Genomic DNA, 13,806 nt, shown 5'->3' on the forward strand with positions numbered 1-13,806 from the left:
ACCCGTTCTCGCGTCGATGTCGGTCGAAATGGGTAGGCGCGTTCTGCGCATTGCGATCACCGGGACAAAGCCGACGGAGGCAGCTGGACGGCAGGACACGGAGGGAGACGACAGATGGGTGGATTCGAATCGTTCGTCGCGTTGCTGGACACCCAGCCGGTCTACGTGGTCACCGCTGCAACCGACGCCGGGCAGCGCGCAGGCTGCCTGGTCGGCTTCGCAGGCCAGTGCTCCATCCGGCCTCCCCGGTTCACGGTGTGGATCTCCAAGGTGAACCACACCTACGCCGTCGCGATGCACTCTCCTGTTCTCGTAGTCCATCTGCTGCCGCAGCGCCACGACCTCGCGGAGCTGTTCGGCGGACGCAGCGGTGACGCAGTCGACAAGTTCGCGGCCGTTGGCTGGCAGCCCGGCCCGTCCGGAGTCCCGGTGCTCACCGACGCGTTGGCCTGGTTCGCGGGGCGAGTCCTCGACCGGGTCGACTGGGGTGATCACGTGGGATTCCTCCTGGACCCCTTCGTCACCAGGACCACGACAGGGCGCTATCCGCTCCGCCTTGTCGATGTCATGGACATCGACGCCGGACATCCGGCCTGACCCCCGGGCTCGCCGACCGCCCCGGCAAGGAGTCACGCTTTGAAACGTCGCGCGCCGGGTAGGCGCAGGTCGATCCGCCAGCGCGGGACCGGCGGACGTCCCAGAGAGGAGCAGCCCCATGCCCAGGGGATCCAGCCCGAGGCGTCAGCGCCAGTACGAGCACATCAGAGACAGCGCGCTGGACCGTGGCGAGAGCGAGGAGCGGGCAAAGGAAATCGCGGCCCGCATGGTCAACAAGGAACGCGCACGGCACGGCGAGTCAAAGACCGCCAGTCGCAGCTCGAGGCACGACGTCTCCTCCGGCCACCGCGGCGGCCGGCGCTCACACAGCGGCGCCCATGGGCCGACGTACGACCAGCTCTACAACGAGGCCAAGCACCGCAACATCAAGGGCCGCTCGAAGATGAACAAGAAGCAGCTCGAGAACGCCCTGGGACGGTGAGTACGCCATGACCGTGCCTGTCCCTCCCGCCCCGGACACCCACCCCCCGGTACCCGGCCCCGGTCACCCACACCCGAGCCCGGCTCCGGGCGATCCGCGGCCGCACCCGCCGCTGCCGGACCCGGACCCGGGGCCACCGCTGCCAGGCCCCGATCCTGCGCCGCCGCGCTCCGCGCGGTAAGCGTTCTGGTGTAAGTCCCTTGTGGTTATGGGATGCTGAGCTGGTCCTCGAAGAGGAGTGAGAACTGGTTCAGCGCCTCCTTCCAGTGTCCGACGACGTGGTTGATGTCGCGGGCCCTGGGCGTGATCTGCTCGCGAACGGCAAGATGGAGCCTCTTCAACGCGGCTTGCTCCGAAGGGGAATGGCCGCGGTTGCGGGTGGCCTTCCGCGGCCGGGAGTTGATCGACTCCACCATGTTCGTGGGGTACACCACCCGCCGTGATGGCCTCTGCCAGGCCCTTCGGGCGGTCGGCAGCAGACGGTGCAGACATCCTCCACACCTCGGTTGCGCAGTTCGGACAGTACCGCCATCCACGTGGTCGCGCCCTCGCCTTCCGCGCCGACCCGCAGACCCAGCACGGCCCTGCGGCCGTCGGCCTGGTCAAGGGCGTCGACGGCTACGACCACCATCGCGGCGTCGAGTTCGTGACCTATGCGAGTCCCGCAAATCACGGGCGGGATCAAGCGGTTCTACCGCGACACCTCCTGGCCCCTGCGGGTGTCGCACAACCTCCAGGAGCTGTACCTGCGGGTCGCGCGCGCCTCCGAGCGGATGGAGCAGGACCTTGGCTGCGCTCAGCAGGCCGGCGGCCTGCCGGTGCGCCGCCGACCACGACTTGGTGCGAGATCACCGTGCGAGCCGGCGGCCGGCCTTCGCGGCTTCGGACAGCCGGCGGTCCTCGTCGTCTCGCTGGCGGGTGTGGAGCGCGCCCAGCGCGAAGGCGATGCCGGGTGGGGCCTGGTCGGAGAGCTCGCGGATGGTTCTCTCGCCGACCACGCCGTCCTGGTGGGCACCGAGCGCCTTCTGGATGCGTTTCGTGCGCTTGGCCAGCCGACGGGCTTGCTTCCCGAGGAGCGGCTCGGTGCATTCCGCGGCGTAGCGGGCGCGTTTGGCGGCCTTCCGTGCCCGGTGCAGGGCGGCGTCGCGGTCCTGTCCCGGCGGCATGGCGAGCGCAGCACTCAGGCGCCGTCCGGTCCGCTTCCGTTGCCGGGTCAGGACGTTCCGGGCTTCCTTGCGGCCGTGCCGGGCGCGGACGCGCAGCGGTGGTTCGGCGGCCAGATCCTCCAACACGCCGAGCAGCGCGAAGTAGCGGGGCCGGCTCATCGCCTGCACGGATGCGCGCCAGGCGGTCTGGTACCGGTCCCGGAAAACGGCCTCCAGCAGTCGGCAAGTCGCCCGCGGCCGGAGGTCGGGAGGCAGGTCGGCGGCGCCGGCGGTGAGCTGCTCGCCCAGAACCTCGGCGTCTCGGGCGCGCCCGAGGATCCGGCCCAGTCGGCGTAGTTCGTCGTCGACGTGGTCCACCGCCCCTTTGCGGAGGAGCCGCCGGTGGGCGACGAGCGCGCTGCGCAGGCGTCGGACGTGGACCCGCATCTGATGCACCGCGTCGGGTCCGTCCAGTCGGACGGCGGCGTCCAGTGATTCCAGGGCGGCGACGTGGGTCCGAAGATAGGCGGTGAGGCAGTCGCCAACGGAGTGCGGGGCGTTCGGAGCGGTCGGCAGAGCGGTGCGGGATCCGTCCGGAAGCTCTTCGAGCCGGTCGTGCAGGGCGCGGCCGAGTTTCGTCGCGCTGGTGGACGGCCGTAGGCCGTCCGCCAGCAGCCGCTCCTCGACCGCGTCGAGGAGCTCGGGCCCCGCATCCACCAGCTCCACCTCGGTCTCGATCCAGTCGACGCGTCCGAGCGTCGCGCCGACCGGGCCGACCAGCTCCGCGGACACCGTGTCCCGGTCGATCTCCGCGAGGGTCCCCCCGTGCTCGTCCAGCAGCATCGTGGGCTCCCGCCGCGTCCGCAGGTGCGCCACGGCGCCGAGCCGGCCGCCGCGCGAGTGGACCGCTGCCCGGGCGGTCAGCTCCGCGGGCGGTCGGTCCCTGCCATCGGTGTCGGCAGGGAGGCGGGTCTCGGCGCGGCTGCCGTCCGGCTCGGGAGTCTTGAGGTGCCACCCCGCGTCGTGGCCCCCACTGCGTCGGCGCAGGGTCACGCCCCGGCGCAGCAGTCGGAGGTCCGGCGTGTCGAAGTAGATGGCGTCCAGCCGCACGGTGGCACCGGCGCGCACGGAGGCCACCCCGGACAGGCCGTCCGCAGTGATCGGCTTGCGCAGCGCGCCACCGTACGACCGTTCGGTTTCCAGATGTCGTGTCGCCATACTGTCCGTCTGTCCGACGTGGCGCATCCAAATCACCAGCACCGGGGGCAGGATTTCGCGTCGCTGGTGTGCCGGGCGGTGCGGCAGGTCGACAGGGTGCAGGCCCTTCCCATGACGGCCGTCAGCAGGGCCGGGAACCGGTTCGAAGGCGCCGAACCTCCCCAGCGCGTGGAGAACCTGCGCACCTTGGCGGCACCTCTCCCTGCCGCGTCCTCGGCCCCGCCGGCCTCTCGGGAGTCGCCGTGACGCCGGAGTCGACGCTCCTGTGGCGCTATTCCCTTACCGCCTCACGGCGCTCGTTCCGCGTTCGCCGCGCCGAACATCCGTGGCGGGAGAAACCCCAGGGCTCGGCGCCTGCAGTCGGTGCGCCGACAGCCGGTCGGATCCCGCGGTGTCCGGGCGGGTTTCGAAGCCGGCGAAGGCGACCGGGCCGCTGTTGTTGGCGGCGGCACGGGAACGGGAGACGCGAATGGGAAGACCGCCCTGAATCCAGTGAGTCAGGGAGGCGGCGGCGTGGGCTGGGCGTAGCAGGCAAGAGGCGGCCACCGCGCGTGCAGCTGCTTCCCCCAGGAGGGCGGTCACCTCCTGGCGGCCGTCGGCGAGTCTGACCAGGAGTCGCTCGGGTCGTTCGGCGGGTCCGAGGAGGCCGACCAGCACGGCGGGTTCGGTGAAGGTCATGTCCGTGCATCCCCTCTCCGGTCAGGGGCTGGTTCGATGGCGAACAGGGTGGTGGTCTCGGTCAGGTCGAGGATCCGGGAGAGGAAGCGGCCCGGGCGCAGCGACAGGGTCTTGCCTGTCTGCCGGGCCCGCTCGCGCACGCGCAGCAGGATGTTCAGGCCGGTGCTGTCGGTGAAGCTGACGCCCGTCATGTCGATGATCAGGACACCTGGACTCGCGTCCAGGGCGTTGATCAGCGCTCGCCCGAGACGTGCAGCGCAGTCCTGGTCGATCTCGCCGCAGACAGCTGCGACCGGGTGCTGCGAGGTGCCCGCGAGCCGCACGCCGACGGGCTTGTTCCCGGCGGCGATCACGTCGGGGGCGCGGTGTTGTCCCGGCTTCGCCGGCGCCGGTCCCCGGGAGGTGCGCCGCTGCCGTGTTGAGGACTCCCACCTGGACATGGCGAGCTCCTTGGCCACTGACGACTTTTACTGAAATCCTGCGTCGCCCAGTCCATGTACGTCAAGCAAAACCGGAGTCGAAATGCACCTTTTGTGATGCTGGAAGGGTGAGGCCTACGATGGGGTCATGGACCGGCACACGGCACCCCCGAGGACGAATTGGACGTTCCTCACCAACCACGCACGTGTCCTGGCGACCATCGCCCGCGACCCCGGGACGCGGCTGCGTGACATCGCCTCCCACTGCGATCTGACCGAGCGCGCCGCCCAGGCCATCGTCACGGACCTGGAGAAGGCCGGCTACCTCGCCCACACCCGCACCGGCCGCCGCAACAGATACGAGATCACCCCCGACACCCACCTGCGCCACCCCGCCGACGATCACCTCCACGTGGCAGCCCTTCTCGACCTCATGACCTCGGGAACAGACCACTCGGGCGCCACCCCGCACCAGCTCCGCGCCGGCTGACACAGACCAAGGGCCCGCAACCGACCGCCCTCTCCACCCGAGCTGCGCCTGGCGGGGACGGCCCGCCCACGGGGTCGACGGCGACGTCGGCCGGTCCGCGTTCAGGCAGGCCGGACACGGCAGGGCGGCAACACATGGCAGTGGCAGTCGGAGGCACGGGGCCCACTCGCCGTGGATCGGCGCCTTGCGGGTGCAGGCGGGGTACGCGACGTCGACGTGGCAGCCCGCCTCCCACGTGATGGCGGTGGCATCCGGCCCGCCCGGGCGCCTCGCGCGTGGCATAGGACGCGGCCGGAAGCGTTGGTGGTAGGGAGAGCGCATGACCCTCTCACACCCGGCCGACCGAAGCGACGGCCGGCGCGGCCAGTTCGAGCGGCTTGCCGAAGTCGCCTCCAATTTCACCAGCTCGCCGACGTTCTCGTTGTTCTGCGTGATGCTGGTGGCGGCCTTCATCGTGGTCCACGCAGCCGGTCTGTCCACGGAATGGCAGATCCTGGTGGGGGACACGATGACGGCCATCACGCTCCTTCTGCTGGCGCTGCTCAAGAATGCCGAGCGTCGCGCCGAGCATGCCGTCCAGCGCAAGCTGGACGCGATCGCCGCTGCTCTCCTCGAAACGCACGAGGGGCACGAGGGCAAGGCGCAAACCGAGCTCAGGAAGGCGATCCGCATGGAGGAACGGTTCTGAGGATCGGCGACCCACGACCCGTCGGCGGGTCACACCCCCGCCGAGCGGATCGGAGGGTGCAGTCACCGGTACAACCAAGTCTCTCCGGCGCACTCACCACCGGTGGCAGCCTTCAGTCGCGCCGAGCCGTGCCGCCCGGCGCCGAGCGGGTGCCCCGCAAACGGGCCCGTCATCCGGGTTGAGCAGGCGGCCGATGGCGGCGTTGACATCCGGATGGCCGACAGGCGGATAGCGTCCGGATCACCGGGTATCCGCTCGATATGCTCACGCTCGGCGTGGAGGAGGAGTACCTCCTGCTCGACCTCGACACGGGCCTGCCACGGGCCCGCGCGGAACAGGTGCGCCGAACGGCCGGCCTGCAGCCCGCCCTCGCCGAGGCCGAGATACAGCGTGAACTTCTGCAGGCCCAGTTGGAGGTCGCCACGCCCGTCTGCCGGGAGCTGGAGGAAGTCGGGGGACACCTCCTGCGGCTGCGCCACGCTCTCGGGGCAGCCGCCGTCACGGACGGCTGTCGTCTCGCCGCAGCCGCCGCAGCCCCCTTCGCCGACCGCCTCACCGTCCCGATCACCGACACTGCCCGCTACCGCGCCATGCACACCGACGCGCCACAACTGACCGACGAGCAACTGATCACCGGCATGCACGTCCACCTCGGTATCCCCGACCGCGCGACCGGCATCCTCTTGATGAACAGGCTGCGCCCCTGGCTGCCGCTGCTCGTGGCGCTGGCCGCCAACTCGCCCCTGTGGCAAGGCACCGACACCGGTTTCGCCAGCTGGCGCACCATCGTCTTCAGTCGCTGGCCCGTCAGCGGACCGCCCCCACGCTTCGAGAACGCAGCCGACTACGACCGACGCACCCGCGCGCTGGTGGCACGTCGGCTGATCCACGACCGGGGGCAGATCTACTGGCACATCAGGTTGTCCGACCACTACCCCACCGTCGAGGTCCGCGCCATGGACGTCCAGTTGCGTCCGGACGAGGCGGTGCTGCTCGCCGGCATCGTCCGCCTCCTGGCTGACCAGGCCATCAACGACGAGACGACGGGGCGCCCCGGCCCCGCCGTCGAGCCGGAGGCCCTGGCCGCAGCCGTGTGGCACGGTGCGCGCCACGGCTTCACGAGCGAGGTGTTCGACCCTGTCCACGGCCGACTCGTCGCGGTCGGCGAGGCTGCGGCCACCATGCTCGACGCCGTGGACCCGGCGCTCACCCGGAGCGGAGACCGCAGACACATCGTCCCCGTACTCGAGCGGTTGCTGCGCGAGGGCAACGGCGCCACCCGCCAGCGCCGGGTGCTGCGAGAACACGGCCGGGAAGGCCTGATCGCCATGATCAGCGACCAGACCACCGGAACCTGACCGCGCCCCGAACCCACGTGCCCGGTCGATGGCGGCCTGTCGCCGACACAACCCCTGCACCCACCGCGCCGACACCGGCCATCGCGACAGGCCGTCGCCGACACGATCGCCGCCCGGCAGCGCGAGGCGGATGCCGGGATCTGGGAGCACGATGACCGCTGGGCGCACAGCCGCCTCACCTGCGCAGCCAGCCTGCGGGCCATCGCCCAGGCGGCTCCGCGCACCGCGGGCGGCCGGGCAGGCCGCTGGGAGGCTGGCGGACACCGTTGTCGTCGAGGCCTCCACCGACTGCTTGCACCCCTCGGGCCGCTGACACGGACGGCCCTGATTCAGCAGGTGTCCACCACTGGGACGACCGGGTATCCGAACAGCTCCTGGGCAGACGCCTCCCTGAGCGTCCACCCGTGTCGACGGCAGGGGGCCTGACATGAATCCGGCCGGAGGACGGCTCCAAGGGAGACCGGTAGTCGAGCGGTGCATCAACGCCTGAAACAGCAGGTTCCTCTGGTCCGCCCGTCCAAACGAAACTGCCTGGCTGGGAACCCGGGTCAGTCGTGTACGTCGTCGCGCTCGGAGGCGACTCCGTCGAGTTCGCGTTTCAGGGCGCGAGCCTGGGCGCGGCCTTCCGAGTCGGCGTCGATGATGTCGAGGAACACCTGGTCGAAGACGGGGCAGGCCTCGCGCAGTTGCCGTTTGATCCGCACGCACACCTCTTCGACCTCTTCGCTGTCGAGGCCCTCCCGCAGGTCCACGCGGGCCGCCAGCAGCGCGGAATCGGCGCCGAGCCGCATGGTGAGCAGGGCGGTGACCGTGTCGATCTCCTTCTGCTCCGCCAACAGCCGATGGGCGTCGCGCTGGAGGCGGGGGTCGACCGCCTGCCCGACGAGCAGGCTCTGCGCCTCGCGGCCCAGGCGGACGGCGACGCCGATCAGGAGCACGCCGATGGCCACCGCTGCGGCACCCTCCCAGGCCGGTCTGCCGGTGAGCTGGTGGGCGACGACGCCTGCGGCGGCAACCAGGACACCGAGGACGGCGGTGGAGTCCTCGGCGAGGACGGTCCGTGCCGTGGGGTCGCTGGTCCGCCAGATTCGACGGGAACGTCGTGTGCGAGCCTCAGCACGTAGCTGGACGACCACCCGGACGAGCGAGGCGCCGTCGGCGATCAGTGCCACGAGCAGGACGACGTAGACCGGGAGGAAGCTCTCAGGTCTCGCCGGAGGGGCCAGCCAGGTGTGGACGCCCTGGTAGAAGGAGAAGCAGCCGCCGGTCACGAAGATGCCGACCGCGGCGAGCAGCGACCAGAAGAACCGCTCCTTGCCGTAGCCGAACGGATGGCGTGAGTCGGCCCGGCGGCGGCTGCGACTCAGGGAGGCGAGCAGGAACACCTGGTTGATGCTGTCGGCGATCGAGTGCGCGGACTCGGCGAGCAGCGCGGGCGACGGCGCGAGCACCCCGGCGACTGCCTTGGCGACGGCAATCACCAGGTCGGCCACCAGGGCAATCACCACGGTCATCCGGGTCGCCCGGTCGGCCGGGGCGCGACTGGCCCCCGTCGGGGACCAGGGGCTCGGATCGCGGTCCATGGTGATCGGAACAGCAGAGTACGGCTGTTCCGGAGACCCGGTCAGGGTTTCCTGGATTCCGTGGCGGGTGCGATCTCCGTCATCGTGCACATGGCTCCTCCAGGTGGAGTACCGGCCGTAGGTGCGTCTGCCCCGAGGAAGCGGGGTCAACCCGGGCGGGTCTCCGTCGATCCACCGTGGTGCCTCCTGGGAGCACGTTGACGGTCTCCGGCTGATCGATGGTTTCCCACCCGGTGCGGGCGGACTCGCGACGGAGGGAGAGGGTGGCGCGGGGGCGTCACGGTGGGATCTCGGCGGGTGGGCCCGAGCCAGGCCTGCGCCGCGGCTTCGGCCACCCCAAGGTCCGCTACGGAGTGTCGGCAGCGGGGAGGCGTTGAACGAGGATGTCCACGGTGATACCTGGCCGTCCTTCGATGTCAGGGCCGAGACGCTGGAGGAGACCGCCGAGGTGATGCGCGGGCTGTTCACGGGCGAGCAGGTCAGCCACCGCGGCCAGCACTACACCGTGGACAACGCCCGGCTCTACACCGCCCCGGACGGTCCGCTGCCGGTCTACGTGTCCGGCTTCGGGCCCAGGGCCGCCGAGTTGGCCGGCCGGATCGGGAACGGCTTCGTCACGATGACCTCAGATGCCGACCCCGTGGGCGCCTTCCGCGATGGCGGAGGCCAGGGCAAGAAGGTGGTCGGCGGCGTGAAGGGGTGCGTTGGAGCAGCAACCGGGACATGGCCGTCGATGTCGTCAACCAGCTGTGGTCCACCGAACTCCTGCCGTCGAGCTGGCCCAGATCCTCCCGACCACCGCACACTTCGAGCAGGCCAGCCGGCTCGTCACCGGCGACTTGGTCGCCGAAGCTGTGAGCTGCGGCGACGACGTGGAGGAGCATGTGGAGACGGTGCTCGCCCGCCCTGCGCTACTTCCCGCTGGACGGCACCGACCGCATCAGCCGCAAGGTGCAAGGCAGCACGATCCGCGGCTACACCATCGGGCGGAACAAGTACGGCGCCGACGAAGGCCTCCGCGAGGTGGTCGACAGAGCGAACGCTGCCTGATGCGGCACTAGCAATCGGGGCGGCGAGCAGCCATGAGGTCGGAGCCGGGGGCCTCCACCACGTGCAGACCTGCGGCTTCGAGCTCCTCACCGAGCCGCTCCGGCGGGGCGGGCCACACGTCGAACGACTCCCGTGCCTCGCGCAGCAGCTTCCCCTCGCGCTCGACGCGGTAGGTGAAGACCGTCCGCTGGACGCCGCGGTGGAACTGGCGGGTGATGTCGGCGCTGTACAGGTCCAGGCCCAACCGCACAGGACCGAGCCGCCCCACCGACTCGCACCCACTGGGCAGACCGGTCGGTGGCAGGTCGAAGAGCAGCAGGCCGCCTGGCAGGAGGGCTGCCGAGACCTCCTGCCAGGTGACGCGCCTGGTGGCGGGATCCAGGCAGGCGATCACGTTCGAGGCGACCGCCAGGTCCGCCACCGCAGCCAGGCCTGCCTCCGCAAGGGTTTCGGGGTGCACGGTGACGCGGGCGCGCTGATCGGCGCCCAGTTGGGCCAATCGGGACAGCAGGGCGGCGCGCATGGCCGGGGCGGGTTCGACGGCGTGAACAGGCACGCCGGATGTCCGCAGCAGGACCTCGGTGACGATCCCGGTGCCCGCGCCCACGTCCAGGATCGCATGGCGGGCCCGGGCGGCGGCGCCTGAGAAACGTCGCTCGGCCAGGCAGCGATCTGTCTCGGCCTGCAAGAGGTCGTAGAACTCCGCGGAGACCGTGTAGTCGCCGGTGTCGTCCACGTATGCGCGGCTAACCGGACTGAGACGTGCCGTCGACATCGGACAGCCCTGCGGCCGGCATCAGAACCTCCCACGCTCCTGCATCCGGACCGGCGGGTCCGCCCTTCGACGCTACGTCCCACCATCAGGTGCCGCACGACACGAGGCCTGTTTGCCGCGCAGTATCTGGGAAAGCCGGAGCAGCATGGAACCTGTGGAACCTGCATTCCGCGAGTCACGACTACCGGGGCCGGCGTCGGCGTCGGCCCCCGCCTGCGCGGTGGGGTTCACCGCCCGCGCCGCACTGTTCGCCGCGGATCACCCCGAGCGGCGCGAGTACCGGGTCGGCGGAAGTACCGTGGCCGCCCTACCGGCGAACGCCATCGCGCCAGGGCTGCTCGCGCTCGACCTGGCCAAAATCGGGGGTCGACGCCCAGCAGGACGACCACCAGCGCCGCGCCGGGGACCCGGACAACCTGTTCGAGCCGGCCGCCAGCTTAAGGCCCTCGGGGCACACAGCCGCTTCGACGACCGGGTCTGCACGCGCAGCGGCCAGCAGCAGACGGCGCCACACTCCCGGCACCCTCGCCGGCGCGGGCGGCACGCGTCCGGCCGGGTGGCGGCGGGTTTACCCGCCGCCGGCTCCGGATTTCATCTCGCGCATACGGGAAAAGCGCTCCCCGCAGTCATCGGACAGGAGGGTGTAGCCATGCCTCGCGGATCGAGCCCGAAACGGGAGCGGCAGTACGAGCACATCAAGGGCAGCGCTCTGGAGCGCGGTGAGAGTGAGAAGCGGGCCGAGGAGATCGCCGCCCGCACCGTGAACAAGGAACGGGCCCGGCACGGGGAGTCGAAGACCGCCAGCCGCAGTTCGGTACAGGACATGTCCTCCTCCCGGCGCGGCGGCCTGCGCTCCCACAGCGGCGCCCAGGGCCCGACCAAGGAGCAGCTGTACAACGAGGCGAAGAAGCGCAACATCCACGGCCGCTCGAAGATGAACAAGCAGGAACTCGAACACGCCCTCGGCCGGTAGGAGCACCACATCATGGGCACCGTCCCCGCACCACCCGACCCCGACACCACCCCCATGCCGCCGGGCGAACCGCCCAGACCGCCGAAGCCCGCCGAGCCTGTAACACCTGCTGGAGCTGGGTGTCGTGGGGTTGCGGGTGTCGGCCGACGGACGTGGGCGTCCGCCGAGCCTGTTGGTCAGCGTCGAGGCGCCGGGCGTCGGGGGTCGGTGGCCAAGCGGGTGGGCGCTGGCGGTTCGGCGCGGGTGCCAGTGCGGCCGGATGCGGGCCTGGCACGGGAAGTGCCGGCCTTCGCGCTGCCGGGCTGGCCGGGGTTGGCGGGCAGGTCGGCGATGCGGCGGATGCGCCAGAGCAACACGTCGGCGGTCCTGCGCGCGGTGTTGAGTTCCCGCCAGGAGGTGGCTTCCGCCAGGAGGGCCTTGGGGTCATGGCCGGCCTTCTCGGCCTCGGCGAGGGTGGCGGCCAGCGCGTCGTACTGACAGCTGGTGCCGGTGCGGGTGTCCGGTTCGCCGAGGGCTGCGCGGATGGTGACTTCGTGGCGGTGGCGTTCGGGCTCGGGTAGAGCCTGGCCCATCTCGCGCATCGCCCGCAGTGGAGTGGCCGCGATCTGGCGGTAGGCGGCGCGCAGGTGGCTGGCGGCCTGCCGCGACGCCGCTACCTGCTGGGCGTGGCCCCGGGCGGAGTGCCAGCGCGCGGCGGCCAGGGCGAGCAGGACCAGGGTGGAGAGGACCATTGCCGTGGCACCGCCGTCCTCTCCACGGCCGAGCGCACCGCCGGCGTGGACTATTCCGCGGGCGGCAGCGCGCAGGGAGCGGATGTCGGCGTTCTCGGCGCGGATGTGGCTGCGGGTGGCGCGCTCGAAGGCACGGGCGGCGTCTCGCAGTTCGGCCCGGCTGGCGGCCGGAGAGGTCTGGGCGAGTGCGTCGAGGAGTTCACCGGCGCCGACGAGCTGGGCGGCGGCCTCGTCGTCGTCCTGGTCGAGGAGGGCTGCGGCGTGCTCGGCGATGCCGGCGGCGTCGCGACGGTGCTGGGCGGGAGTGGACCAGCCGGTGCCGGACCGGGGCGGCGCGGTGTCGATGGGTCCGTTGGTCAGGCGGCGGCGGATCTGCGGCAAGGAGAGGTCGGGGGCGAGGGTGGACCCGGCGAACCAGACGGGCTCGCTGGCGCGGTTGCGGTCGCCGGGCAGCGCGACGTTGTAGCCGAGGACATCGCCGGACGGGGCGTGCCGGAGCTTCACCCGCACGCCGGCCTCCCTCAGGCGGGTGAAGAACTCCTGCTCGGTGCCGGCTCCGGCGACGGCCTGGCGGACGGCTTCGCGCAGGGTCTCGCGCGGGGTCTCGGTGCGGCCGGTGCGCTCGGCCTTCCACCGTTCCTGGCTGGTGGGGGTCTTGGCGGCGGTGCCGTCGCCGGGGGTGAGCTGGCGCAGGCCGTAGTCCTTCTCGATGAGACGGGCCTCCGCCTGGGCCTTGCGCCGGTCGAAGCTGAGGCCGGCGAGGCGGCCGTCCTGGCGGACGAGGGTGGCGGCGATGTGGATGTGGTCGTCGGCGTGGCGGACGGCCACCCAGCGACAGGCAGTGGTGTCGCCTTCGGGGGCGATGCCGGTGGCGTGGACGATGCGGCGGGCGATGTTGGCCCAGTCGTTGTCGTCAAGGTGGCGGTCGCCAGGGTCGGCGCGCACCGAGCAGTGCCAGATCGTGGTGGCCGGGGCGCGGTCGCCGATGGCCTTGACCGGCTGGTCGAGCTGGGCGGCGAGCTGGGCGATGGTGTGGTGGGGGTTGCGGCCGGGGTCGGGGGCGAAGTTGTTCCACGAGGCGACGAGGTGCTGGTCGGTGTGTTCGTCGCGCTTGCCAGGCCCGAAGAGGTAGCGGACCAGGCCGTAGGTACCCCCGGTGCCGGTGCGGATCTTGGGGATCAACGGCGGACCATCCAGGCGACCGCGTCGTCCACCGCGCCGATGGAGGCTTCGACACGCTGCAGGAGTTCGCGGAGGTCGGCGGCGGGCTGGCCGCCCGCGTTGAGGAAGTGTGCGACCTGGTTGAGGTTGTTGCCCACCGCGCCGAGCTGCCGGTTGGACTCCATGAGCTCCTGGATCCCGCGCCGGTAGTCGGCGACGGCGGCGTTCGGGTCGGTGCTCGTGGCGGCGGCGAGTGCGGCAGCGGCTGTGTAGCCGCCGGGGGCGAGTTCGGCTCGGGCGGCGGCGTTCTGGAGTTGGGACCATTCGGCGTCGCTGAAGCGGGGACAGACACGGTTGGTGCGCGGCACGCTGTGGCGCAGGCGGCGTCGGGTGGCTGCGCGGACGGCTTCGACGGTCGGCGAGCTCTGCTGCTCCTCCCCCTCCGTCGGCACCCCTGGGCCGGCTCCCCGGTCGTCGGCAGGCCCCCCTGGGTCTGCC

General features: G+C 71.4%; 15 protein-coding genes and 3 pseudogenes. 8 read left to right on the forward strand and 10 right to left on the reverse strand.

Annotation, left to right across the window (positions count from 1 at the left end; genetic code table 11):
* The first annotated feature begins 114 nt into the window (after positions 1–114).
* A complete protein-coding gene (locus ACFC1F_RS26205; RefSeq protein WP_376161778.1) occupies positions 115–597 on the forward strand; it encodes a flavin reductase family protein in 483 nt (160 codons plus the stop codon).
* A gap of 118 nt (positions 598–715) precedes the next feature.
* Positions 716–1,039, forward strand: a complete 324-nt coding sequence (locus ACFC1F_RS26210; RefSeq protein ID WP_376161780.1) for a plasmid stabilization protein — start codon at positions 716–718, stop codon at positions 1,037–1,039.
* A gap of 206 nt (positions 1,040–1,245) precedes the next feature.
* Here ACFC1F_RS26210 and ACFC1F_RS26215 read toward each other — a convergent pair whose 3' ends face one another.
* The 6 genes and pseudogenes from ACFC1F_RS26215 to ACFC1F_RS26240 all read right to left on the reverse strand — a co-directional run bounded on the left by ACFC1F_RS26215 (position 1,246) and on the right by ACFC1F_RS26240 (position 4,538).
* Positions 1,246–1,380, reverse strand: a complete 135-nt coding sequence (locus ACFC1F_RS26215; RefSeq protein ID WP_376161806.1) for a hypothetical protein — start codon at positions 1,378–1,380, stop codon at positions 1,246–1,248.
* Positions 1,381–1,410: 30 nt separating this feature from the next.
* Positions 1,411–1,455 (reverse strand): annotated as a pseudogene (locus ACFC1F_RS26220) (hypothetical protein); the annotation flags it as partial.
* 116 nt (positions 1,456–1,571) lie between these two features.
* Positions 1,572–1,670: pseudogene (locus ACFC1F_RS26225) on the reverse strand (hypothetical protein); the annotation flags it as partial.
* Between the two features lie 217 nt (positions 1,671–1,887).
* Positions 1,888–3,402, reverse strand: coding sequence for a CHAD domain-containing protein (locus tag ACFC1F_RS26230; RefSeq protein ID WP_376161782.1), 1,515 nt, complete (start codon positions 3,400–3,402; stop codon positions 1,888–1,890).
* A gap of 279 nt (positions 3,403–3,681) precedes the next feature.
* Positions 3,682–4,080, reverse strand: coding sequence for a hypothetical protein (locus ACFC1F_RS26235; RefSeq protein WP_376161784.1), 399 nt, complete (start codon positions 4,078–4,080; stop codon positions 3,682–3,684).
* The gene (locus ACFC1F_RS26240; protein ID WP_376161786.1) at positions 4,077–4,538 is read right to left on the reverse strand and encodes an STAS domain-containing protein; all 462 of its coding nucleotides are present in this window, start codon (positions 4,536–4,538) and stop codon (positions 4,077–4,079) included. Before ACFC1F_RS26240 ends, ACFC1F_RS26235 begins: the two co-directional genes overlap by 4 nt.
* A 109-nt stretch (positions 4,539–4,647) precedes the next feature.
* On the opposite strand from ACFC1F_RS26240, the gene ACFC1F_RS26245 reads away from it, so the two are divergent.
* The 3 genes from ACFC1F_RS26245 (at position 4,648) to ACFC1F_RS26255 (ending at position 7,035) form a co-directional block, all read left to right on the forward strand.
* Positions 4,648–4,989: a helix-turn-helix transcriptional regulator gene (locus ACFC1F_RS26245; protein ID WP_376161788.1), complete on the forward strand. Its 342-nt coding sequence runs from the start codon at positions 4,648–4,650 to the stop codon at positions 4,987–4,989.
* 319 nt (positions 4,990–5,308) lie between these two features.
* The gene (locus ACFC1F_RS26250; RefSeq protein WP_209412286.1) at positions 5,309–5,677 is read left to right on the forward strand and encodes a low affinity iron permease family protein; all 369 of its coding nucleotides are present in this window, start codon (positions 5,309–5,311) and stop codon (positions 5,675–5,677) included.
* 260 nt (positions 5,678–5,937) lie between these two features.
* Complete coding sequence (locus ACFC1F_RS26255; protein WP_376161790.1) at positions 5,938–7,035, forward strand: glutamate--cysteine ligase; 1,098 nt, start codon at positions 5,938–5,940, stop codon at positions 7,033–7,035.
* 548 nt (positions 7,036–7,583) lie between these two features.
* Here ACFC1F_RS26255 and ACFC1F_RS26260 read toward each other — a convergent pair.
* Positions 7,584–8,549 carry a cation diffusion facilitator family transporter gene (locus ACFC1F_RS26260; protein ID WP_376161792.1) on the reverse strand — a complete coding sequence of 322 codons (966 nt, stop codon included), beginning with the start codon at positions 8,547–8,549 and terminating at the stop codon, positions 7,584–7,586.
* Positions 8,550–8,739: 190 nt separating this feature from the next.
* Between ACFC1F_RS26260 and ACFC1F_RS26265 the strand changes: the two are divergent.
* Together ACFC1F_RS26265 and ACFC1F_RS26270 are read left to right on the forward strand one after the other, a co-directional pair.
* Positions 8,740–9,201: pseudogene (locus ACFC1F_RS26265) on the forward strand (LLM class flavin-dependent oxidoreductase); the annotation flags it as partial.
* A gap of 299 nt (positions 9,202–9,500) precedes the next feature.
* Positions 9,501–9,668: a hypothetical protein gene (locus ACFC1F_RS26270; RefSeq protein WP_376161794.1), complete on the forward strand. Its 168-nt coding sequence runs from the start codon at positions 9,501–9,503 to the stop codon at positions 9,666–9,668.
* A 7-nt stretch (positions 9,669–9,675) separates the two neighbouring features.
* Here ACFC1F_RS26270 and ACFC1F_RS26275 read toward each other — a convergent pair whose 3' ends face one another.
* On the reverse strand, positions 9,676–10,404 hold the full coding sequence (locus tag ACFC1F_RS26275) for a class I SAM-dependent methyltransferase (protein ID WP_376161796.1): 729 nt from the start codon (positions 10,402–10,404) through the stop codon (positions 9,676–9,678).
* Between the two features lie 688 nt (positions 10,405–11,092).
* On the opposite strand from ACFC1F_RS26275, the gene ACFC1F_RS26280 reads away from it, so the two are divergent.
* Entirely contained in the window at positions 11,093–11,416 is a 324-nt protein-coding gene (locus tag ACFC1F_RS26280) for a plasmid stabilization protein (protein WP_376161798.1), read from the forward strand.
* Between the two features lie 176 nt (positions 11,417–11,592).
* Here ACFC1F_RS26280 and ACFC1F_RS26285 read toward each other — a convergent pair whose 3' ends face one another.
* Both ACFC1F_RS26285 and ACFC1F_RS26290 read right to left on the reverse strand, forming a co-directional pair.
* A complete protein-coding gene (locus ACFC1F_RS26285) occupies positions 11,593–13,329 on the reverse strand; it encodes a mobilization protein (protein ID WP_376161800.1) in 1,737 nt (578 codons plus the stop codon).
* Positions 13,326–13,806, reverse strand: a 481-nt coding sequence (locus tag ACFC1F_RS26290) for a MobC family plasmid mobilization relaxosome protein (RefSeq protein ID WP_376161802.1), incomplete at its 5' end; no start/stop codon positions are given. The genes ACFC1F_RS26285 and ACFC1F_RS26290, both read right to left, overlap by 4 nt.

The organism is Kitasatospora sp. NPDC056181 (assembly GCF_042266225.1).
GTDB lineage: Bacteria > Actinomycetota > Actinomycetes > Streptomycetales > Streptomycetaceae > Kitasatospora.